Source organism: Aquirufa sp. ROCK-SH2, assembly GCF_054558315.1.
Map to the genome: position 1 here is coordinate 159,747 of NZ_JBPXKB010000005.1, position 23,061 is coordinate 182,807.

Genomic DNA, 23,061 nt, shown 5'->3' on the forward strand with positions numbered 1-23,061 from the left:
TAATTACTTAGCAGCAGCAGTATCAGCAGCAGCAGTATCAGCAGCAGCTGTATCAACAGCAGCAGCAGCAGTATCAACTGCTACAGAATCAGCAGCAGCTTCAGTTTTTTTCTCTCCACAAGAAGCCAAAGTAACCATTCCAGCAACGAATGCTAAAGCGAATAATTTTTTCATTTTTGTAATATTTTAAGGTTTGAGCTACAAAACTAAGAGATAAAAAGATATCTACCAATTATTTTCTTAATTTTTTTAAGTTTTTTTTAAGAATTGGGAATATTTTTTTTCAATTGTGTCAAAATGGGCTTTAAACGCCATTTTTAATTTAAGAAAATTTAAGTAATATTTAAGATAGTTTGCTAAAAAGGAATAATCTTCAATAAGATTAGTTGATCAAATTCTTAAATCTGTCGTAAAAACCGCTTTTTTTGAAAGTGAAAGTTTTGTGCAAAACGAAGTTTGAGATAAAACTAAATCCCATACCATTGATGGTTGTAGAAATTTGAGTTAGATTTATTTTTTTTACTGCGAAGGGTATTTGAAAAAAGTAATCTTCGTATTTGGTATGAATCCATTTATATGGCATTACACTAAAAAACCAAGTGACAAATCCTGAAAAAAGAGCCACCATTAAAAATTTAATCATTTCTCTTTTGGTCTGATTGGATTGTCTGGCATTGAAGGCAAATAATTTCGTTAGCACAAATCCAACCACCAAAGCAATTAGATAGGCAGGGAAAATACTTGATTCATAAGGTAATTTGAACCAATCTTTGATGAGACCTCCTGCAATTAATTGCACACATGCACCTGTTCCTGCGATCAAGAAATAGGCAATTAAATCTTTTTTATTAAATAGTTTAGAGGTAGTCAATGTTTTGGTTTGCTAAAATATATTTTTTACAAGGGTTGGGTAGATTCCTAAAATCAAAGTTCCTAATGTTGTTATCCAAATTGCAATTCGGAAAATAAATGGTATTTCGATTTTTTCGATATCACCTTGGTTAAAATAACTTGCTACAATTCCTTTGAAATAATAGTAAATACCAACAGCCGACATCAGAATAGCTATCACTACTGGATAAATGATGTTTCTGTTGAATACGTCATTGAATACAAAGAATTTACCCCAAAATCCCGCTGTTAATGGGATACCTGCTAAGGATAAAAGTGCGATAGTAAATGCAAATGCTAATTCCGGATTATTTTTTGCCAAACCATTGAAAGAGCTGAAATTTTCTGGCTTTTCATTTCTACCTGTTTGGTATTCAGAAACTATTTTCACTACAGCAAATGCTCCTAATGTAGCTAAGGTATACGACAGAGAATAGTACAAAATATTGGAAGTCGTGCTAGCTTGTTTGGCACATACTGTTAAAAGCATGTATCCAGCATGAGAAATACTCGAAAATGCCAACATTCTCTTTACGCTTTGTTGATATACAGCTGTTACATTACCAATTATCAATGTTAACATACTTACAAAATAGACGATAAGTACCCATTTGCTATAAATACCTCCAAACATTCCTCCCATAATATGATACAATGCTGCAAAACCGGCCGTTTTAACCACGGTAGACATAAACATGGTGAAAATGGTAGGAGCTCCATCATATACGTCTGGAGTCCAGAAGTGGAAAGGTGCTGCAGAGACTTTAAATAATAAGCCAACCAAGACTAGGATAACGCCAATGTAAAGAAATACTGGCATCGATTCAGGTGCTGTGGTTGTAATTGCAAGAGCGATATTTGCTAAATAAAAGGATTTTGTAGCTCCGTAAACCAAGGTAATACCAAAAAGTAAAATACCTGTGGCGAATGAACCCATCAAGAAATATTTAATAGCTGCTTCATTGGATCGTAAATTACGTTTGTCTGATCCTGTTAAGACATACATTGCCACTGATAAAATTTCTAATCCGACAAAAAGCATCATCAAATGCTCAAATGAAACCATTAAAATGGCACCAACCACCGAAAAAAGCATAATGGCATAATATTCAGCGGGATGTGTGTGTTCTTCATCATTTCCAAAATGATTGGAAAAGGCAATAACAAGAAATGCCGCTAATTGAATGATGATACTGAAATTAATGGCTGTATTGTTTGTTTTAAACATATTCCCGAACCAAAGGTAATCATGGTTCCAGTCACAGATGGTAAGTCCCATACTGATCGCTAAGAATAATAAAGATACTATTTGAAGTGTTTTTCTTGGAAACCAAAATCCTAAAAACAAATTACCAATACCAAAAAGAGATAAAGCAATGATCGCCGTCATAATTCTTTTAAAACAGTTGTAAAAATTTCACCTTTATTTAAACCATTGCGTTAATAATGCAACGCTGGGCTCACTGAAGGCTAAAATATAATTGGGGAGAATACCTCCTAAAATAACCAAAATACTTAATGGGATTAATACCCATTTTTCTGAACTACTTACATCCTCAAAGGTTGTTGTGATTCTCGATTGATTTCCAAACATTGTTTTTTGAATCAATCGCAAGGTATAAACAGCTCCTAAAATAATCGTGATTCCAGAAATGATTCCCAACATTAAATTGTAATCGAAAACACTTTTCAATAAAAGAAACTCACCAATGAATCCATTTGTCAGAGGTAATGCCACAGATCCTAAACTCAGAATAATAAATGCAACCGTTAGGATGTATGAATGTGAAGTGATACCACCTAATTGATCAACTTCCCTAGATTTAGTTCTTCTTTCGATGATTTCAACAACAAAAAATAATCCGATGATATTGATACCGTGAGAAAGCATTTGGTACAAAGAACCTTGAATTCCTTCTGTGCTTTTCGTTAAAATACCCGCAGCCATTAATCCAACGTGTGCAAAAGAAGAATAAGCCAACAAGCGTTTAGCGTCTTTTTGTTGAATGGCAATGATTGAACCATAAATGATTCCGATGATGGATAATACAGAAGCAGTATAACCCCACTCTGCAATTCCCAATGGGAACATGGGTAGAATTAAACGAATTAAACCATAAGTACCCATTTTCAACATAATACCCGAAAGCAACATGGTGCCTTGAACTGGGGAAGTTGTGTAAGTATCTGGTTGCCACGTATGGAAAGGGAAAATGGGCATTTTAATAGCAAAAGCTACAAAGAATGCTAAAAATAACCAACCCTGTTCGCCTGCATTCAAGGCATTTGCCGTTGAGTATAAGTCAATTATATCGGCAGAATGAATATTTCCTGGTGTTCTTAAATACACATAGATCAATCCGATTAATAAAAATAAGGAACCGAATAAGGTATAAACAAAGAATTTAAAAGTAATAGCATTTTTATTCTCACCCCCATAAATGGCAGCCAAGAAGTAGATTGGTAACAAGGAAGCCTCAAAAAAGAAATAAAACAAGAAGGCATCTTTTGCTAAAAAAGCTCCCATTAGGGCTGACTGCATCAATAAAATCAATCCTTGGAATTGACTATTATTTTCACGTTCTGTCTTTGCAGTAGTGGCGATGATAAATGGCACCATCAAGGCACATAATCCAATCAAAATTCCATTGATACCATCTACCCACAATGAAAAATTCAATCCGAAATCAGGAATCCAAGAATGAATGTAAGTGATAGGTTTAATGGATTGCGAAAAGTCGCAAAGGATTTTCACACTTGCAATGGCTTCAATAATGGTACCGCCGAGAGCTATGAAAAACGCATTTTTAGGTTTGGCAATTAATATGATTGCTCCTAAAATAAGCGGGAAAAAAAGTATAAAAAGTAAATACATACCTATGAATAAATTACAAGATCCAATTCTTTAAACTAAAAAATAAAATAACAGAAATAGACAAAACTATCATGAACAAATAAAAACCTACATTTCCTGTTTGTGCTTTTCTGAATTCACTAGATGAATATTTGACAAATCGTCCGATTCCTTCCACAAATAAATCAATTACCAAGAAATCGATAATTTGATGGAAAAAGATAGACATTATGCTTATTGGCTTGACGAATACGATGTCATACAATTCATCGATATAAAATTTATTGTAAACAATTTTCTGAATACCGGAAATTTCTTGATCTGAAGCTGGTACACTTTTTTGAATACCAAAAAGATAGATAGCTAAAAATGCAGGAAGGAAGGCTGCCAACAGAGGGGCGCCCATTTCCAAACTTAAGAAAGAAACTTCTCCTAAACCCTCTGAAGCTGGCAAGATAGGAGCTAACCAATGAGCTAAAAATTCATGTCCTCCCGCAAATTCTGGTAAATTGATTAATCCGCCAGCTGCAGAAAAGATGGCTAAAACAACCAAAGGTAAAGTCATGGAAATCGGTGATTCATGTAAATGACTTGCTTGTTTTTCCGTTCCTCTAAAATCGCCAAAGAATGTTAAGATAAACACTCTGAACATATAGAATGAAGTTAAGGCTGAACCTAAAATAGCTAAACACCACATAGCAAAATCGTGGTGATATAAATGAGCTAAAATTTCATCTTTGGAGAAAAAACCAGCAAATGGAGGAATACCTGCTATGGCAATGGTACCGATTAAGAATGTAATATACGTAATGGGCATTTTGCTTTTTAAGCCACCCATTTTTCGAATATCTTGTTCATCAGACATAGCATGAATAACAGAACCTGCTCCTAAAAACAACAATGCTTTGAAAAATGCATGGGTCATAACATGGAAAAAAGATGCTGAATAGGCCGATGCGCCTAAGCCCATGAACATATATCCCAATTGAGATACAGTCGAATAGGCTAATACTTTCTTGATGTCATTTTGGAATAAACCAATGGCAGCACCTAACAAGGCAGTGGCTAAACCGATCCAACCAACAAAATGTAATACTTCTGGACTTAATTCAAAAATGGCATTGGCACGAATGACCATATAAATACCCGCTGTAACCATCGTTGCTGCGTGAATCAAGGCAGATACAGGCGTTGGTCCAGCCATGGCATCAGGCAACCAAGTATAAAGTGGCAATTGAGCCGATTTACCCATGGCTCCTATGAATAAGCAAAATGCGATTAAGCCTAAATTATTAGCACCTGAACCTGCTTTAATGGCAGCGAAAATATCTTGGTAATTAGTTGTTCCAAATTCTTGAATCAATAAAAATATACCTACCAAAAAGCCTAAATCACCGATTCTATTCATGATAAATGCTTTTCTAGCCGCATTACCATAACTTGTTTTTTTGTTCCAAAAACCAATTAACAGATAAGAACATAAACCAACTCCTTCCCAACCGATGAACAATACGGTAAAATTGGCTCCTAAAACCAAAATCAGCATGAAGAAGATGAATAAATTTAAGAAGGCGAAGAATTTGCCCAATCCTTCATCATGCGACATATAACCCATCGAGTAAATATGAATCAAAGTTCCCACTCCTGTGATAACTAAGAGCATCATAATCGATAGTTGATCAATTTGGAAGGCAAATGGGATACTTAAGTCAGCTATTTTAATCCATTCTGCTAATTGATAAACTTGAGCTTGTCCATCAAAATTTAGAAATAATTGAATGGATAAGCCAAACGCTACCAAAGGTGGAATCGTACTAATGATTCCAGCAATTTGTTTGGATAACTTAGGGAATGACAAACCGTTTATGGCAAAGCCTAAAAGCGGCAAAAGAGGAATTAATAATAATGAAGACATAGATTAATATGCGATATGAATCCGCTTAAATTAATTTTTAATTTTGTTTAATACGCCAATGTCAATACTTTGGATATTTCTGTAAATCATCACGATAATCGCTAAACCTACTGCTACTTCCGCAGCAGCTACTGCCATGATAAAAAATACAAAAATTTGTCCAGCTGGATCTGAATAATAGGATGAAAACGCCGCTAATAACAAATTGACAGCATTTAACATTAATTCGATGGCCATGAAAACGATGATGGCATTTCTTCGAGTAAGTACACCTAAAATTCCAATACAAAATAAAGCAGAGCTTAATATAATGTAGTGCATTAAAGGAATCGTGCGAATAATTTCTGGTATTGACTGCATATTATTGTCGAAACATATTTTTTGCGTTACAAAACGCTTAACAAACAGGGCATTTATGCCGCGCAAAATTACTAAATAAACTGAGATTTTCGATAAAAAAATCAATTAACGCTGAAAACCTTGCAATTTTATTTCAGTTAATTTTCTTTTTGTGTCCATCGGAAAATCTCCCTTCATAATCCAATCATAATAAGAAGGGTCTGATTTTAAGACATCTAAGACAGGTCTTCCTATATGTTTCCCAAAATTAAAGACAATCACTTTATCTTTGTTGTAAGCCATTCGGTTAGCAAAATCGACTGAATTAGAAGCTGTTAGCTCATGAAGAGCGTTCATGTCATTTTTAATAGGGAAATATTCCTGCCCTTTTTCGTCTAGCAAAGGGGTCTTTTCATATTTTTGTATTTGTGCATTTAGCACTTCCAACGTTGCCAAAACATCTGCTTCTGCTCCATGGGCTCCAATCAATTCTTTTTGACAATAGAATTTATATGCTGCAGTCAAATTTCTCGGCTCCATCAAATGATAAATCCTTTGAGCATCAATTAACTTTCTATTTTTTAAATCAAAATCAACACCGTTCCTTAAAAATTCCTCCACCAACATCGGCACATCAAATCGATTGGAATTAAATCCAGCTAAATCGCAACCATCTAAAAATTGACTCAATGATTTTGCTACTTGTTTGAATTGGGGTTCATCTTTGACGTCCTCATCGTAAATTCCATGCACCAATGAGGCTTCGATGGGAATGGGAATACCAGGGTTTACCCTTCTAGTTTTAATTTCAACGCTTCCATCTATATTCGCTTTTGCGATAGAAATTTCGACTATTCGATCTTTTTGGATTAAGATACCTGTCGTTTCTAAGTCAAAGAAAGCTAAAGGTTTTTTTAATTTCAGTTGGTGCTCCATTCGTTATTTATAATTAACCTCGCAAAGGTAAGTTATTATTATCTTTGTCAAATGAAATTTCAACCAAAAGCCATTTTTTTTGATTGGGATCATACCCTTTGGGATCATGATCGAAATTCTAGAGAAGTTATTTTTGACTTGTTAGAGGAATTTCAACTTGAAAACCAATCAGTTGATAAAGAAAGAACCTGGCAAACCTTCCAGAAAATCAATGATGGCCTTTGGGATCGATATCAAATTGGGGCCATTTCTCAAAAATATTTAAGAGAAAATAGATTCACCGAATTTTTTGATGCTTTGTCAATTCAAGCGGATTCTGTCCATTTTTCAAAGGAATATTTGTTTAGAACCCCCAGGAAATCACATTTAATGGATGGCGCAGAAGCAATTATTAGTCGTTTGGCCAATAAATATCCATTGTATATTTTGACCAATGGCTTTGACGATATTCAATATATAAAAGTAGAAGGATCGGGCATCGGTCATCATTTTCAGGAAATTATTACCTCAGAAAAAGTGGGAGTAAAAAAGCCAGATGCGCTCTTTTTTACCAAATCTTTGGAATTTGCCAATTGCCGAGCAGAGGAAGTATTTATGATAGGAGATCATCCCATTGCCGATGTGCAAGGTGCTGAAGCAATTGGAATAACTGCTATACATTTTAATCCATTACAAAAACATTCCCATGCAGCTCGGCAAATCAATCATTTGTTAGAATTGCAGGAAATTATTGAATGTGATTAATCAAAAATAGATAATTGATTGTCGTTTGATTTGCGATCAAAAATCTTTTTATCAAAAATGAATTTTTTATGATCGTCTAAAAATCGAGTAAAGGATTCAATTTGCTCATATAATGGATTGAAATCGTAGGAGCTTAGCTGATAGGATTCCACGTACACATCTTTGAAATCGGTAATGACATAATCCAGTTGCTCTATACCCACTTTTTGCAAACCTAATAAGTATAAATTTTGGTGATTTTTTGAAAATCTACCTGGTTCATAAAAAGAAGTACTTTTTAAATCAAAGGCAATTTGATCTCCTGCACCATCTACGTAACCGTATATGACACTGTTTTTATATCTTGATTCCAAATACAATTGTGTTTTGTATTTTGCAGGCAATAAATTTCTCGCTTTGTCTATAATTCCTTCCGCAAAAGCTTCCTCATTCAGTCCCAAAGTAACCGCTTTTTCAAAATCGATTCCCTTTTGTTGGGCTTGGGTGGTCGGCTTTTTTACACGATTGATTCGATCTATCAATTCGATTTCATCCACAATGAGTTTACCATTGGAATCTCTTGCTTGATTCAAATAAAGGGTGTACGAATTTAAAAGGGTTGGATATAAACGATATAACATGTTGCAATTTATCCAATTTGTAGGCGACTAACAATTTCTCCCTTGATTAAATGTGATTCTGTAATTTCTTTTACATCGTCTAACTGAACATTTCCGTAAAATACTCCTTCGGGATAAACAACCATCGTTGGGCCTTTTCCACAAAAATCCAAGCATCCTGCTTTTTGAATTCTGATTTTTTTATCTGAACCACCAGCCTCCCATTGAGCTTTAAAAGCATTGACTAGATCCATTCCATGCGCTGAACCGCAACATTTTTTAGGAGCATCTTTATCATTGGAACAAATAAATACGTGTTTTTCGAAGTGCATAATTTAGTTTATTTCTAGTACGATTGGACAATGATCTGAGTGTTTTGCCTCTGGCAAAATTTGTGCGTGTTTAATTCTATCTTTTAGCGGTTCGCTCGCTAAATGATAGTCGATGCGCCAACCTAAGTTTTTGCCTCTTGCGCCCGCGCGATAACTCCACCAGCTGTAATGATGTGGCTCTTGGTTGATGTGTCTAAAAGTATCAATCATTCCACTATTGATGAAATTTTCCATCCATTCTCTTTCTTCAGGCAAGAATCCCGAGCTATTGGCATTGGATTTTGGATTATGTATATCAATGGCTTTGTGGCAAATGTTGTAATCGCCTGAAATGATTAAATGTGGGATTTTTGTTAATAATTCTTGCGCATATTGCTGAAAATCAGCAAGCCATTCCATTTTGAAGGCTTGTCTTTCATCGCCACTTGATCCAGATGGCATATACACGCTCATGATGGAGAATGATTCAAAATCTAATCGAATAACCCGACCCTCTGCATCATATTTATCAATTCCACAACCTATTTCAACATGTAAAGGGTTTAATTTTGAGAAAATTGCGACACCTGAATAGCCTTTTTTCTGTGCGGAATGCCAATAAACTTCGTAACCTAAATTTTTAATTTCGGTCAAATCAACTTGATCTATTTCTGCTTTTAATTCTTGTAAACAGATAATGTCTGGATTCTCTTCTTTGAGCCAGTCGGTAAAGCCTTTTTGCATAGCTGCCCGAATACCGTTCACATTGTACGAAATTAATTTCATGAGTATTACTTATATTATTTCCGTGTTTTCAAAAACTTCTGTTTTGAAATAATGAATCACATGTGCTTTGATTAACACTTCTTGTTCTTTAAGTGCAAGTGGTGGCAAGTTTTGGACTAAATTCCAGTGAGGCCACCCTTCTGAATCCAAGCCTTCAAGCTCGTATATGCCGCTAAAGCTTAACACTTTACAAGTGGCAATGTGCATTAAATCTTGCTTTTGTTCTTTGGTGAAATGTACATGACCCTGCCCAAGCTCTTGAACTCCAATCAAAAAAAGAACCGATTCTAAATCGGCAGGTCGTTTATTCAATTGCCCTTCTAAAAAATCAAGAATTTGCTCCCACTCTGAGCTAACTATGGCAGGTTCAAATTCCATAAATTGGGGTAGTTTATAATGATATTTTGAATTTTGCGGATTCAAGCAAGGCTTGTTCTCCTTTGGGATTATTTCCGATTAATATTAAATCACCTTCAATTTCAGTATCTGTCAATTTGGTAATATTGACACGGCCAACTCCATTTTGAATACCATCTTTGTTTGGTAAGGTCGCCTCGTAAAAGTTATTTTTATCTTTATACTGGTCTAAATTTTTAATCAAATTGCCGATGTTTTCTATCTGTCCATCTCCTGGAATAAAATACGTTCCAGCACCTTTCAAGTTGAATATTTTAATGTAAATCGATTCTAGACTACCCTCTGCTGTGGCATTCAGTGTTAAGACTTTTTCACCCATTTCATTTTTCAATTGGGCCGAAATGTTTTTAGTATCTAAACGGTGAGTGCTATTTTGTCCAAATTCAATTTGGCCAGAAAAAAATCCTGTTTCTAATGGTTTTTTGCTAAAGGTATTTTGGTAGCTGAATAAGCAAAAGACCAAAGCTAAACCAGCGTATAATAAATTGATGGGGTTTCTGACAAATAGAAGAACAAATGAATTCAATGGATTCGTTAAAAACTTTCGAAGAAATGATTTTGAATTAGAATTTTCCATTGTTATAAATTTTAAATTATTGAGGTGATTAGGTACGTAACCATACAGGCAGTACAAAAATATTATAAGATTACTGATTAAACAAAATATTCAAGGTTTTTAAATAAATAATTATCTACTGGTGGGTAAAATGAATCAGCAGTTTGACAAAAGAATTGTAATTTTGGAAACTGTTATTCATATTTTTAGTTTACACATCTGAGCAATGGAAGAAGTGGAGCCTTTTCAAGTAGGGAAAAAATTAACCAATCATTTTAATACGAAGTTAGAAAAACGTAAAATTCGAAAAATGAAGTCTTTTGAAATACCTTCTTTGTTTAAAAGTAATTTAATTGGTCAAATAAAGGAATTTAGACGTAAAAACGACAAATTAAAAAAAGATTTCAGTCCAAGTATTTTTGATTTTGGGCCTATTGAGATCTTATTATCAAGGCATTTTGGTTTTTGTTATGGTGTAGAAAATGCGGTGGAAACTGCCTATCGAATTTTAAATGAAAATCCACACAAACGAATATTTTTGTTATCTGAAATGATTCACAACCCAGCTGTAAATGCGGATTTATTGGATCGAGGGGTTCGCTTTATTCAAGATACATCTGGAAATCAGTTGGTTAATTGGGAAGAATTATCTTCTGAAGATATTGTTATTGTTCCTGCATTTGGCACAACGCTTGAGATTCAACATCATTTACAAGGTCTTGGAATTAATCCTTATGCCTACGATACGACATGTCCATTTGTAGAAAAGGTTTGGAATAGGGCAGCTTCTATCGGCCAAAAAAATTACACTGTAATTGTGCATGGAAAACCTTCTCATGAGGAAACCAAAGCGACATTTTCTCATTCACAGTCGATAACACCTACCTTGGTTTTGAAAGATATAAAGCAGGCAAAATTGCTAGCTGACTACATTCGTAAAGAGAAATCGGCAGAATCTTTTTATCAAGAATTTGAAGGTCAATATTCTCTCGGATTTAATCCTGAAACTGATTTAGAACGAATTGGTGTCGTGAATCAGACGACCATGCTTGCTACTGAAACACAAGAAATTGCCGATTTTTTGAAGCAGGTTTTTGTTGAATTTTATCAATTACAAAAAGAGGAAATACAAAGCCGTTTTGCAGATACAAGAGATACGCTTTGTTATGCAACCAATGATAATCAGAGTTCAACGTATTCATTATTAAATGAACATGTTGATTTTGTTATTGTGGCAGGGGGCTACAATTCGTCCAATACCGCACATTTAGTCGATTTATGTGCAGAGAAATTTCCGACTTATTTCATCACTTCATCTGAGAATTTGCTCAATTCCAATCAAATTAAACATTTTGATAACCGTACAAAAGCGGAAAAATTAACTTCAAATTTTATCCCTCAAAAAGATAAAGTCCGTATTGCATTAACTTGTGGAGCTTCTTGTCCAGATGCTGTTATTGAAGAGATTTTTAGAAAATTGGTTGCCTTTTTTCCTAATGCCAAGGAGGTAGATGCTTTGGTAGGAGAGGTGATTGAGGTAATTAGGTAATAGGTAAAAGGTAAGAGGTAAGAGGTAAGAGGTAAAAGGTAATAGGTAAGAGTTACTCTCTTCTCTCTTCGTTCAAAGATAGGTATCCAAAATCTTTTTCACTGTATCCAAATATCCTTCTCCAAAGGAATTAACATGGACCATTAGGGGGTATAAATTGTAAAGAGGAATGCGTTCATGGAACCCTTTTTCTATCTTAAAATTAGTATGATAAGCCTCATAGAATTGTTTTTCAAAACCTCCAAACATGGTTGTAAAGGCTAATTCAGCTTCTCTTAGCCCATAGTAACAAGATGGGTCCACTAATGTGACTAGTCCTAATTGATTGACCATTGCATTTCCAGACCATAAATCGCCATGAATTAAGGCTGACTTTTCATTAGGAATAATTGTGGGAATTTTTTGAAAAATCTGTTCAAATTTATCGACCAATGATTTATCAATTTTTCGATCATAGACAGCTTTTTCAACTTGTTTTTGTAAGCGATTTTCCAAAAAGAATGCAACCCCATTGGGATTCCAATCGTTTATTTGAATTGTTGCTCCGATGAAATTATTGTAGTCTAAACCATGTCCATTGGTGTGGCTAGAGTGATGTAAGGCTGCCAATTTTTCTCCGAAATCTGCCCAATAATTTTCAACTTTGGGAATCGAGGGAATACATTCCATCATCAGATATTCTTTTTCATCTAAGTTTCCTACGCCTATTACTTTGGGTACAGAAATCGTGTTTGTAGAGTGGATTAATTGGAGATTTTTTGCTTCTGCCTCAAAATGGCCAGGATGTTCTCCTTGATTCCATTTAATGAAAAATTCTTCTTTTTTAAGTTTTACTCGAACAGCCAAGTTGAAATTTCCTCCATAGAAGAATTCAAATTCATCAATTTTGTCAAATTGTCCCAAATGAATTTGTAAAATGCGTTCTATAAACTGATATTGTTCTTGTGATTGTTGCGACATAAACCTGTAATATTTCTCGAAATTACCAAAATGAGCGCTTAGCTACAATTTTATTTTCTTGATCAAACTATCAATGGCTTGAAAATTAATTTGTATTTTCAAATGTGAACCTCGTAAAATTGAAAAACCAATCTGCTGAAATCCTTGATCGTCTACATAAATTCCATGTCAAGAAATGGTCAAATAGGTTGCTATTGGGCCTATTAAAAGCTTTTTTGTGGGTATTTACCTTTGCTCTTGGATTGATTTTTATCGAATATTTTGCTTGGTTTTCAGTACAAATTAGAGAAGTACTTTTTTATGTTTTTGCAGGGTTCTCTTTAATTATTTTCGTTTTTTTTACCTATCATGCCTTTTATCAATGGATTCGGAAACTGCGTCCTATTGATTTTCAACATCTCGCCAAAGAAGTCGGTCAATTATTACCCCAAGAATATTCCGATGAATTGTTGAACTATTTGCAATTGAATGATCAACTTTCGTGGACGCAAAATGATTTAATCTCAGCAGCTATTTTACAAAAGGAAGTTCAATTGACGCAATTTAAGTTTAACAATTATTTGAAAAAGGATGATTTGAAAAAACCTTTTTTTGCTTTTTGCTTTTTCATATTTCTTGCTGCACTGGGTCAATTCAGCTTTCCAGATGTTTTTAAAAAACCGGCACTTCGCTTATGGAATTATTCTTTTCATTATTCCAAAGAATTGCCCTTTGAATTCATTGTTCAAAATCACCCACTTTATGCCATTTCAGGAGAACCTACTGAAATCAAGTTGTTTTTAAATGGAAAAAATCATCCGAATGAAGTTTTTATTTTATGGAACGAGGAGAAAATCCCAATGAAACTTGTTAAAGATGAACATCATTTTGTGGGAATAATTCCTGCCATTTCAACTTCAACGACATTGCAATTTGAAGCAGGTAATTATTTTTCTGAACCTATTTCATTGCAATTAGTACATCGGCCAGGAATTGCCAACAGTAAGATCACTTTAAAATTTCCTGCTTATCTAAAGAAAGCTGATGAGGATTTATTTCAGTTAGCCAACTTAACGATTCCGGAGGGCACGATTGTTACTTGGCATCTGAGCTCATATTATGCTGATAAATTGGGTATTTATTTGGCCCATAAAAATGAAACACTTTGGGCAAATCATTTTCCTTTTTCTAAATCTTATCGAGTAGAAAAACAGTTTTTTCTTTCGGATAAATATCAAGTTTTAGCATCCAATAATCAACTTCCAATGCAGAAAAGTTTGCAACAAAGTGTAGAAGTGGTGCCAGATCAAAAGCCGATCGTGAATTTGCAGGTGACTGAAGATACCTTGTATTATCGTTTTAAAGTAATCAAGCTGGATTTAAAAGATGATTACGGAATCCAGCGATTGAATTTACATTATCAGATTCAACGCAATGGTAAGAAAGCAACGTTCCAGCATATACGTTCCGTTACGATTCCGGTTCAGCAATCAAGTTTTTCCATGGATTATATTTGGCGCTTAGATTCATTGAATTTACAATCAGGGGATCAATTGATGTATTATTTTGAGGTTTTTGACAATGATGGAATCCATGGTTCGAAAATGGGAAGAAGTGAAAAGACGATTTGGGAATATCCGTCTAAGCAAGATTTATTAGCTCAAACATCTGAAAAAGTGGATAGAATAGAGGAGGAAGTGCAGCGGGCACTTTCAAAAGCTCAAGATTTAAAGCAAGAAATGAATGACATCAATAAGCGTGTTTTGCTTGGTAAGGATGTCAATGTAAATGCCATGAAAGAATTGGCAAAAAAAGAGGCAGAATTTAAGCAAGCGGTAGAAAATTTGAGAAAATTGAATGACGAATGGATGGGGCAGCAAATGAGTTTTCATAAAATAGATCCTGTTTGGCAGCAAAAAATGGAAAATCTTCAAAAGCTGATTCAACAACTTTGGGATCCTAACATCGATAAGGAAAAAGATCAATTGATGGAAGATTTTAATAAAGAAAATCCAAGTTTATGGAAAAGCCATTTGGATCAAATTCGTAAGCAAGGGAAATCCATGGAGAACGAATTAAAACGTTTGGAGAAATTTTACCAAGAGTTGAAAATTCAAAAAATAGTAAATGAAACCATAGATGATTTAAATAATTTATCCAAAGAACAATTGAATCTGTCTGAGATGAAAAAAGATTTGGATGAACTCAGCAAGCAAAATGAATTGCTTGAGAAATTTGAACAAGATCAAAATAATATCAAAGAAGCAGAAAAGGAGAAAGAGGAATTGGCGGATGAAAAACCTTTGGATACGGAGCAAGAATTACAAAAGGAAATCGACCAATTGATGAATGAAGCAAAAGAGCATCTGCAACAAAAAGAGTCTTCCAAAGCAAATGAAAAGCAGAAGAAAGCAAGTAAAAAACTGAGCGATTTAGCTCAAAAATTGCAAGCTCAAATGGAAAATCAGGATGCCATGGAGTTGGATGTGGATTTGGCGAAATTACGTTTAATGATGGAAGATCTTTTGCAAATTTCATTTGAGCAAGAGCGTTTATTAAAGGTTTTTCGTGCTTCAAATCCGGAAGACCCTGCCTTGAGAAAATCGATACAGGAACAAATCCGACTCGGAGAGACTGCACGACTGGTGCAAGATAGTCTTCAAAGTTTAGCCAAACATTTGATGCCTGTTTCGCAATTGATTACCAAAGAGGCGGCTGCAATGCGGCAAAAAATGGATGAAACTTCCACAGCAATGAAAGAAAGAAAGTGGCCAATGGTGACCTATCGACAACAAGAATCGATGGCATCTACGAACAAATTGGCAGTTTTACTTTCTGATCTTTTGAAACAAATTCAAGAACAACAAATACAATTGAAACCGGGTAAGAAAAAGTCGAAATCGAAATCGAAATCTTCCAAAGGTGAATGGGGTAAAAGACAACAGCAATTGAATGAAAAACTGCAAAAAATGAAGGAAGGTAATGCTAGTCCCTCCAATGAAGAATGGATGAAGTTAGCTGAGGAACAATATCGAATTCGACAAGAAATAGAGCAAAAAATGCAAGAATTGAATGGTTTACCTGGATTGAATGATTTGCAAAAGTCGCTTCAAAATTTAGCAAAAGAATTAGATAAAAATGAAACTGAATTGGTCAACAAACGCATGAACAATGTTTTGAAAAATCAATTATTACCTCGGTTGTTAGATGCGGAGAAAGCATTGAAAGAACAAGGGGAAGATACCAAGCGTGAATCTAAATCTGCTATTCAAAAATGGAAAGAAAATCCACCACCCAATTTAATTCCTTATTTGAAAAAACAAGCCATCAATCGAGATTTGTACCAAAAAATACCTGTAGATTTATTGCCCAAATATCAAGAAAAGGTGTTGAGGTTTTTGAAAGAATAGATTTGATAATAGGTAAAAGGTAAGAGGGAAGAGGTAAGAGGTAAGAGGTAAAAGATTAGAGAAAAGAGAAGATCCTATTACCTTTTACCTCTTACCTCTTACCTCAAACCTCACTCAATCTCCTCGCTGCTTCCAATAACATCTCATCTGTTTTGGCAAAACAGAATCGCAGAATTTTGTCTTCTGGAGGACGTTCATAAAAGACAGAAATTGGGATAGAGGCTACTTTGATTTCTTTGGTCAATCTTTCTGCCAAATCGATGTCGTTTTCAGAGCTGATTTCAGAATAATCCATGCATTGGAAAAAACTTCCTTGACTAGGTAATAAGTTCCATCGACTCCCTTTCAAGGCATCAGCAAATAAATCGCGTTTTCTTTGGTAGAAATCAGATAAGCTTAAATAATGATCTGGTTTTTGAAGAATATCTGCCAATACAAATTGCAAAGGTGTCGCGCTGGAAAAAGTTACCCACTGGTGCAATTTTCTGAATTCCGCCGTTAAATAAGGAGGTGCCAAGCAATAACCCATTTTCCAACCTGTTATATGATATGTTTTGCCAAAGGATCCGCAAATGAAGCTTCTTTTGCGCAATTCCTCATTCAAAATAACGGAAGCATGTTGTTGTCCATCAAACACGATATGTTCATATACTTCATCTGATACTAATAGGATGTTTGTTCCTTTGACTACTTCTGCTAAGGATTGCAAATCTTCCATTTCCCAAATGGCTCCAGTTGGATTATGTGGCGTATTAACCATAATAGCCCGAGTTTTTGAACTGATTTTTTGTTTTAATTCATCAAAATCAATTCGAAATCCATTGGATAATTTCAAAGGAATGTGAATAGGAATTCCTCCTGCCAAACGAACAATTGGGTCATAGGCGTCATAAGAAGGATCAAACAAGATGACCTCATCTCCTGGATGAACACAGCAATGAATCGCCGCAAAAAGTGCTTCTGTCGCCCCTGAAACAACCGTGATTTCTGAGTTGGGGTCTAATTCAACATCATAAAAAGCCTTCGTTTTTAAGCCAATGCTTTTTCGCAATTCTGGAATGCCGGCCATCGGGGCATATTGATTATGTCCTTTGGAATAAAATTGTAACAATTCCTGAATTTCCGGATCGCAGTCGAATCCAGGAAATCCTTGCGAAAGATTTAAAGCATTGTTTTCCAATGCCATTTGAGACATTTTGGTAAAAATCGTTGTTTGAACCGTTGGTTGTTTGGAAGGAAATTGAATCATTTTTTGCTTTTGATGAGCGAATTTAGGTTTATTAATGTTTGATAAAGTAAATTTGTTGAAAAAAATATCTATGCTTGGCTTAAAGCTATCCACAGACCCTCGTTGGGTAAACATTGTTGAAACAAATATTGAAGAAATTTTAACAGATCATGCGTGGTGTGAGCAAAAGGCTGCTACCAATGCTATTTCTATTATTACTCAAAATTCTGAAAGAGCAGAATTGGTTTCAGCAATGATTACTTTGGCACAAGAAGAATTGGATCACTTTGAACAAGTAGTGAATATTATTCAAAAAAGAGGCTTGTTTTTTGGTAGAGAAAGAAGAGACAGCTATGTGAATGAGTTGTATAAATTTATGATAAAAGGAGGAAATCGGAATCAATCATTGATAGATCGACTTCTTTTTTCGGCGATGATTGAGGCGCGTAGTTGCGAACGATTTAAGTTGCTTTCAGAAAAAATATCGGATCCAGAATTAGCTAATTTTTACCGTGAATTAATGATTAGTGAAGCAGGGCATTATACCACTTTTCTCAATTTTGCCAGGCAATATGCAGAAAATACAGATGTGGAGGCACGATGGAAAGAGTGGATTGAATACGAAGCGATTGTTATCAAAAATTATGGTAAAGAAGAAACTATTCATGGATAAATAGTGGTTTTAGTAAACGGGGAAAGTCGATATAGTGCTTTTTGAAATGTATTGAGTAAAAATATCTCAGGAGTATCTTTATTATTCAAATAATAAAATTATGGCATTAGAGCAAACATGGCGTTGGTTTGGACCCAATGATCCGGTGAAATTGAGTGATGTTCGCCAAGCAGGCGCAACGGGTATCGTAAGTGCATTGCATCAAATTCCCAATGGTCAAGTTTGGGAGCTGGCGGATATTTTGGAACGAAAAGCGATCATCGAAGCAGCTGGTTTAACATGGTCTGTGATTGAAAGTATTCCCATTCATGAGGATATCAAAACCAAAACTGGGGACTATAAAAAATACATTGCTAATTACCAAGAGTCGATTCGGAATGTAGGCAAAGCTGGTTTAAAAACAGTTTGTTATAATTTTATGCCTATTTTGGATTGGACTAGAACGGATTTAGATTTTAGATTTCCAGATGGATCTACGGGTTTAAGATTTGACGCTGCTGAATTTGCGGCTTTTGAATTGTTTTTATTGAAAAGACCAGGAGCGGAGGAGCATTATACAGATGAGCAAATTGCAAGAGCGAAAAAGTGGTTTGATCAATCGAATGCAGCTCAGCAAGAAAAGTTAATTCGAAATGTCATTGCAGGTCTACCTGGAAGTGAAGAAAGTTTCACATTGGTGTCCTTTCAAAAAGCATTGGATACTTATCAAGAAGTTGGCGATGCTGAATTGAGGCAACATTTATACGAATTTATTCGTGAAATAGGTCCTGTGGCTGAGGAGGCGGGCGTTAACTTGTCCATCCATCCAGATGATCCTCCTTATCCAATTTTGGGATTACCTCGTGTAGTGAGTACAGAGTCGGATGCAAAGCAATTATTGGCAGCTTATGAAAGTTCAGTCAATGGATTGTGTTTTTGTACAGGAAGTTATGGCGTTAGAGAGGACAATGATTTAGTGGGTATGGTGGAGCGTTTGGGTGACCGAATCAATTTTATTCATTTGCGTGCGACGAAAAGAGATGAATTTGGAAATTTTCATGAAGCAGATCATTTGGATGGGGATGTGGATATGTTTGGAGTGATGAAGGCATTGGTTTTGCAACAAAAGAAAAGAGAAAAAGAGGGGAGAGTGGATTTAAGTATGCCTTTTAGACCAGATCATGGGCATCGGATGTTGGATGACTTGCAAGAAGGTAAAAAAACGAATCCAGGATATACGGCTATTGGAAGATTACGAGGATTAGCGGAATTACGTGGACTGGAGATGGGGATTAGAGGGATGTTGTAATTCTGATGGATTCAATGTAGATCTTCGAGTAATTATTATGTTGAGAAGAAAATCAGGTAACTGTTTAGAAATATAAGTTTTTAGATAGTAAATCTGATTTTCTTTTTTTAAGGGGAAATGGCTCCCCTTACCCCCTGCAATTTACGTGTTAAAAAGTTCAGTTGTTTGATAAAATTTTTAGGAAGAGAGAAAAGAGGAAAACGCGCTCAGCTGTGCTGAGTGTGTACTATGATTTGAACTTGTAGTTCAATTACTCAATACACTGTGCCTTTGTGTTAACACCAAGTTTTACCTTTCCTACCACTTTTGGCTTCGATTCCGTATTTCTTTTCTCCAAAAAAAGAAATACCATAGAAAGTGAATTAGCCAGAAAATCGCATTGTTGGCAAGAAAAAGGACAATTAAATTTGATTTAGCCACAATTTTTGAAAAGGATAGGGAATTTTAGTTTTTAACCCTTAATTCACATTATTATAAATAGTATCTTCTAAAATATAGATAAAGTGCTTGTCGTAATTGAAAAATTGTTTGGTTGTCGATTAAATATTAGATGGCGAAATCGTTTTTTTATCAAATATTAAGTTCGTCTTTAATATTTTCAAGAAAATCAGTTAACTGTTTAGAAATATAAGTTTTTAGATTGTAAATCTGATTTTCTTTTTTTAGGGGGTATGGGGCCCCTTACCCCCTGCAATTTACGTGTTAAAAAGTTCAGTTGTTTGATAAAATGGTGGTCATAATCATTTTGAAGGAATTTATTGTATATTCAAAATATCTTTTTAACTTTGCACCCCCGTTCGTATGCGAATAAAGATTTAGGTTTTTAAACGCGAGGCAAAGGGATAAAAAAATTTAAAATTTAAACGGTAATTAATTAAAATGCCAACTATTCAGCAATTAGTGCGCAAGGGCCGTGAGCAAATGACTTGGAAATCTAAGTCACCAGCTTTGGATTCTTGTCCACAACGAAGAGGAGTTTGTACTCGTGTATACACGACTACTCCAAAGAAACCAAACTCGGCTATGCGTAAAGTAGCCCGTGTTCGTTTGACGAACCAAAAAGAGGTTAATGCTTACATTCCAGGTGAGGGTCACAACTTGCAAGAGCACTCGATCGTATTGATTCGTGGTGGTCGTGTGAAGGATTTACCAGGTGTACGTTACCACATCATTCGTGGAGCTTTGGATACTGCCGGTGTATCTGGTCGTTTACAATCTCGTTCGAAGTATGGTGCTAAGCGTCCAAAACCAGGTCAAGCGGCTGCTCCTACAAAAGGAAAGAAAAAGTAATTAATTAGTATTAACAGAAAAATCCAGTATGCCTAGTTAGGGCAGAAGTTGGGTTGAATTTAAAAAATTAACAAAATGAGAAAGGCGAAACCAAAAAAACGCTATATTTTACCAGATCCTAAATTTAGGGATGTATTAGTAACCAAGTTTGTCAATAACTTAATGTACGACGGAAAAAAATCAGTGGCTTTCACTATTTTTTATGATGCGTTGGATAAAGTAGAGGAGCGTACAAAAGAGAATGGCTTAGAGACTTGGAAAAAAGCATTAAACAATGTAATGCCATCTGTAGAGGTTAAGAGTCGCCGTGTAGGTGGCGCTAACTTTCAGGTTCCAACCGAAGTGCGAGCTGAACGTAAAGTAGCGTTAGGAATGAAGTGGTTAATTTTATATGCAAGAAAGCGTGGTGATAAAACAATGATGGATCGTTTAGCGAATGAAATCATTGCAGCAGCTAAAGGTGAAGGTGCAGCGGTTAAGAAGAAAGACGATACGCACCGTATGGCGGAGGCGAACAAAGCGTTCTCTCACTTCCGTTTCTAGTTTTAATCAAAATATTGATTGTAAAAAAGGCTTCAGAAATGAAGCCTTTTTTTGTAAAAGGAGAGATTATTAAGTAAGAGGTAATAGGTAAAAGGTAAAAGGTAAAAGGTTGTCAATTTTACAAATTCTAAATTTCTTCTCTTTTCTCTTTTCTCTTTTCTCTTTTCTCTTACCTCTTACCTATTACCTCTTACCTATTACCTCTTACCTCTTACCTCACACTTCCCTACTTTCCCCATAGATTTGACTATTCTTGTTAAATTGATTAGCTTTGATAGCATTTCTAACAAATAAATAAAAAGATGATTTCCAAAAAGGCTAAATATGCATTAAAGGCGTTGAAGGTTTTGGCGCAAGCCTACGACAAAGGCCCATTGTTGATTTCCCATATAGCTGAGTCCGAAAATATTCCTAAAAAATTTTTAGAAGCAATTTTGCTAGAATTGCGTAATCATGGAATTTTGCAGAGTCAAAAGGGTAAAGGAGGAGGATATTATTTAAGGATTCCACCAGATCAGGTTACTTTTGCTAAAATTATCAGAATTGTCGATGGGCCAATAGCGCCTGCATTGTGCGTTTCTTTGCATTTTTATGGCAAATGCGACGATTGTGTAGATGAGGAGACATGTAAACTTCGTACTGTTTTGGCCCAATGGCGTGACGCCAATTTATCTGTGCTTGAAAAAACAACCTTGGATCAGTTGCTGTAGTAGAAAAGAGAAAAGAGAAAAGAGAAAAGAGAAAATCCTTACCTCTTACCTTTTACCTCTTACCTCTTACCTCTTACCTTTTACCTCAATTACTCGTACAAATACTCCAAATTCTTTTCTTTAAATTCTTCTGTGTCTAATTCTAAAAACTCTTCCCAGAATGGGTTGTTGGGAACAGCCGCACGACAGATAATTGGTGTTTTCTTGATTGGGTGAATGAAAAATAATCTCCTCGCATGTAAATTAATACTTGCATCTATATTAGGTCTGTCATAACCATATTTTACATCTCCTCTAATTGGACAACCCAGCGTGGCTAATTGAACACGAATTTGATGAGGTCTTCCTGTGATAGGTTCAACTTCAATCAGGTAGTGTAAATTTATTTTACCAATAAGTTTATAATTTAATTCAGCTTTTTGAGCTTTCCCTTCTGGGTAATCGTATGCTTTGGTTGTATTATTGGCTTCATTTTTTAGTAGCCAATGGGTTAATTTTCCTTTGACAGGATCAGGTTTTCTTCTAGTAATTGCCCAGTAGGTTTTTTGGATGTCTCTTTTGCGAAACATTTCATTCATTCTTTCTAAGGCTTTGGAAGTTCTTGCAAATACAACTAGTCCACTAACTGGTCTATCTAAACGATGTACAGGATGTAAAAACACGTCACCAGGTTTTTGGTATTTTTCCTTGATGTATTCTTTTAGTACATCTGTCAAAGTTTTATCTCCAGTACTATCTCCTTGTACGAGAATTCCCGCTCTTTTGTTAACAATAAGTAGGTGATTGTCTTCGTAAATTACTTGATAGTCTTTCATTATATATTATTTTTCGGAAGTCAAAGGTAGGATTATTTTGTGAAATACTTGATGTTGAAAAAAAACTTTCATTTTTTTATCTGCTTATTCTGCTTGATTTTCAATGAATTAGGGCTTGATGTTAAAAAAAGATTAAGTTATAGTTTGGTATTTAAAAAATAAACCTACATCTTTGCACTCCCAATCGCTAACAAAAGGTTGTTAGCACGAAGCGAGAGGATATAATTGAAGAGGAAACAGGCGCAGGCTTGGTTGAATCGAGAAGTAG

23 protein-coding genes are annotated in these 23,061 nt (G+C 35.1%); 8 read left to right on the forward strand and 15 right to left on the reverse strand.

What is annotated here, in order from left to right:
- Nucleotides 1-3: 3 nt before the first annotated feature.
- The 7 genes from V7S79_RS11470 to V7S79_RS11500 form a co-directional block, all read right to left on the reverse strand.
- Nucleotides 4-174: a hypothetical protein gene (locus V7S79_RS11470; protein ID WP_459490732.1), complete on the reverse strand. Its 171-nt coding sequence runs from the start codon at nt 172-174 to the stop codon at nt 4-6.
- A gap of 208 nt (nt 175-382) precedes the next feature.
- On the reverse strand, nt 383-871 hold the full coding sequence (locus tag V7S79_RS11475; protein WP_459490733.1) for a GtrA family protein: 489 nt from the start codon (nt 869-871) through the stop codon (nt 383-385).
- A gap of 12 nt (nt 872-883) precedes the next feature.
- Nucleotides 884-2,281: an NADH-quinone oxidoreductase subunit N gene (locus V7S79_RS11480; RefSeq protein ID WP_459490734.1), complete on the reverse strand. Its 1,398-nt coding sequence runs from the start codon at nt 2,279-2,281 to the stop codon at nt 884-886.
- Between the two features lie 33 nt (nt 2,282-2,314).
- Nucleotides 2,315-3,766, reverse strand: a complete 1,452-nt coding sequence (locus V7S79_RS11485; RefSeq protein ID WP_459490735.1) for a complex I subunit 4 family protein — start codon at nt 3,764-3,766, stop codon at nt 2,315-2,317.
- A gap of 13 nt (nt 3,767-3,779) precedes the next feature.
- Entirely contained in the window at nt 3,780-5,660 is a 1,881-nt protein-coding gene (nuoL, locus tag V7S79_RS11490) for an NADH-quinone oxidoreductase subunit L (RefSeq protein WP_459490736.1), read from the reverse strand.
- 30 nt (nt 5,661-5,690) lie between these two features.
- The gene (gene nuoK, locus V7S79_RS11495) at nt 5,691-6,020 is read right to left on the reverse strand and encodes an NADH-quinone oxidoreductase subunit NuoK (RefSeq protein ID WP_459490737.1); all 330 of its coding nucleotides are present in this window, start codon (nt 6,018-6,020) and stop codon (nt 5,691-5,693) included.
- Nucleotides 6,021-6,125: 105 nt separating this feature from the next.
- Complete coding sequence (locus V7S79_RS11500; protein WP_459490738.1) at nt 6,126-6,935, reverse strand: exonuclease domain-containing protein; 810 nt, start codon at nt 6,933-6,935, stop codon at nt 6,126-6,128.
- A 51-nt stretch (nt 6,936-6,986) separates the two neighbouring features.
- Here V7S79_RS11500 and V7S79_RS11505 point away from each other — a divergent pair, with 51 nt between their 5' ends.
- Entirely contained in the window at nt 6,987-7,679 is a 693-nt protein-coding gene (locus V7S79_RS11505; protein WP_459490739.1) for a YjjG family noncanonical pyrimidine nucleotidase, read from the forward strand.
- On the opposite strand, the gene V7S79_RS11510 is transcribed toward V7S79_RS11505, so the two are convergent.
- The 5 genes from V7S79_RS11510 to V7S79_RS11530 are packed head-to-tail and all read right to left on the reverse strand — an operon-like array spanning nt 7,676 to nt 10,369.
- Nucleotides 7,676-8,299 carry a hypothetical protein gene (locus V7S79_RS11510; RefSeq protein WP_459490740.1) on the reverse strand — a complete coding sequence of 208 codons (624 nt, stop codon included), beginning with the start codon at nt 8,297-8,299 and terminating at the stop codon, nt 7,676-7,678. The genes V7S79_RS11505 and V7S79_RS11510 overlap by 4 nt on opposite strands.
- Nucleotides 8,300-8,307: 8 nt before the next feature.
- On the reverse strand, nt 8,308-8,610 hold the full coding sequence (locus tag V7S79_RS11515) for a (2Fe-2S) ferredoxin domain-containing protein (RefSeq protein WP_459490741.1): 303 nt from the start codon (nt 8,608-8,610) through the stop codon (nt 8,308-8,310).
- A 3-nt stretch (nt 8,611-8,613) separates the two neighbouring features.
- Nucleotides 8,614-9,375: an exodeoxyribonuclease III gene (locus tag V7S79_RS11520; protein ID WP_459490742.1), complete on the reverse strand. Its 762-nt coding sequence runs from the start codon at nt 9,373-9,375 to the stop codon at nt 8,614-8,616.
- Between the two features lie 9 nt (nt 9,376-9,384).
- Nucleotides 9,385-9,753 carry a hypothetical protein gene (locus V7S79_RS11525; RefSeq protein ID WP_459490743.1) on the reverse strand — a complete coding sequence of 123 codons (369 nt, stop codon included), beginning with the start codon at nt 9,751-9,753 and terminating at the stop codon, nt 9,385-9,387.
- A gap of 13 nt (nt 9,754-9,766) precedes the next feature.
- Nucleotides 9,767-10,369 (reverse strand): hypothetical protein, encoded by a 603-nt coding sequence (locus tag V7S79_RS11530; protein ID WP_459490744.1) that lies wholly within the window; start codon nt 10,367-10,369, stop codon nt 9,767-9,769.
- 205 nt (nt 10,370-10,574) lie between these two features.
- Between V7S79_RS11530 and V7S79_RS11535 the strand changes: the two genes are divergently transcribed.
- Nucleotides 10,575-11,897 carry a 4-hydroxy-3-methylbut-2-enyl diphosphate reductase gene (locus V7S79_RS11535; RefSeq protein WP_459490745.1) on the forward strand — a complete coding sequence of 441 codons (1,323 nt, stop codon included), beginning with the start codon at nt 10,575-10,577 and terminating at the stop codon, nt 11,895-11,897.
- 72 nt (nt 11,898-11,969) lie between these two features.
- Here the strand turns inward: V7S79_RS11535 and V7S79_RS11540 are convergent, their stop codons facing one another.
- On the reverse strand, nt 11,970-12,857 hold the full coding sequence (locus tag V7S79_RS11540) for a fructosamine kinase family protein (RefSeq protein ID WP_459490746.1): 888 nt from the start codon (nt 12,855-12,857) through the stop codon (nt 11,970-11,972).
- 194 nt (nt 12,858-13,051) lie between these two features.
- On the opposite strand from V7S79_RS11540, the gene V7S79_RS11545 reads away from it, so the two are divergent.
- Nucleotides 13,052-16,246: an AAA family ATPase gene (locus V7S79_RS11545; protein WP_459490747.1), complete on the forward strand. Its 3,195-nt coding sequence runs from the start codon at nt 13,052-13,054 to the stop codon at nt 16,244-16,246.
- Between the two features lie 103 nt (nt 16,247-16,349).
- Here V7S79_RS11545 and V7S79_RS11550 read toward each other — a convergent pair whose 3' ends face one another.
- Nucleotides 16,350-17,495 carry a methionine aminotransferase gene (locus V7S79_RS11550; RefSeq protein WP_459490748.1) on the reverse strand — a complete coding sequence of 382 codons (1,146 nt, stop codon included), beginning with the start codon at nt 17,493-17,495 and terminating at the stop codon, nt 16,350-16,352.
- Nucleotides 17,496-17,565: 70 nt separating this feature from the next.
- On the opposite strand from V7S79_RS11550, the gene V7S79_RS11555 reads away from it, so the two are divergent.
- The 5 genes from V7S79_RS11555 to V7S79_RS11575 all read left to right on the forward strand — a co-directional run bounded on the left by V7S79_RS11555 (nt 17,566) and on the right by V7S79_RS11575 (nt 21,978).
- A complete protein-coding gene (locus tag V7S79_RS11555) occupies nt 17,566-18,147 on the forward strand; it encodes a MiaE family protein (protein WP_459490754.1) in 582 nt (193 codons plus the stop codon).
- A gap of 100 nt (nt 18,148-18,247) precedes the next feature.
- Entirely contained in the window at nt 18,248-19,435 is a 1,188-nt protein-coding gene (gene uxuA, locus V7S79_RS11560; RefSeq protein ID WP_459490749.1) for a mannonate dehydratase, read from the forward strand.
- A gap of 879 nt (nt 19,436-20,314) precedes the next feature.
- Nucleotides 20,315-20,725 carry a 30S ribosomal protein S12 gene (gene rpsL / locus V7S79_RS11565; RefSeq protein WP_459490750.1) on the forward strand — a complete coding sequence of 137 codons (411 nt, stop codon included), beginning with the start codon at nt 20,315-20,317 and terminating at the stop codon, nt 20,723-20,725.
- Between the two features lie 75 nt (nt 20,726-20,800).
- The gene (gene rpsG, locus V7S79_RS11570; protein ID WP_459490751.1) at nt 20,801-21,268 is read left to right on the forward strand and encodes a 30S ribosomal protein S7; all 468 of its coding nucleotides are present in this window, start codon (nt 20,801-20,803) and stop codon (nt 21,266-21,268) included.
- Nucleotides 21,269-21,570: 302 nt separating this feature from the next.
- Nucleotides 21,571-21,978, forward strand: coding sequence for an RrF2 family transcriptional regulator (locus tag V7S79_RS11575; RefSeq protein WP_459490752.1), 408 nt, complete (start codon nt 21,571-21,573; stop codon nt 21,976-21,978).
- 89 nt (nt 21,979-22,067) lie between these two features.
- Here the strand turns inward: V7S79_RS11575 and V7S79_RS11580 are convergent, their stop codons facing one another.
- Nucleotides 22,068-22,793: an RluA family pseudouridine synthase gene (locus V7S79_RS11580; protein ID WP_459490753.1), complete on the reverse strand. Its 726-nt coding sequence runs from the start codon at nt 22,791-22,793 to the stop codon at nt 22,068-22,070.
- Between the last annotated feature and the right edge of the window lie 268 nt (nt 22,794-23,061).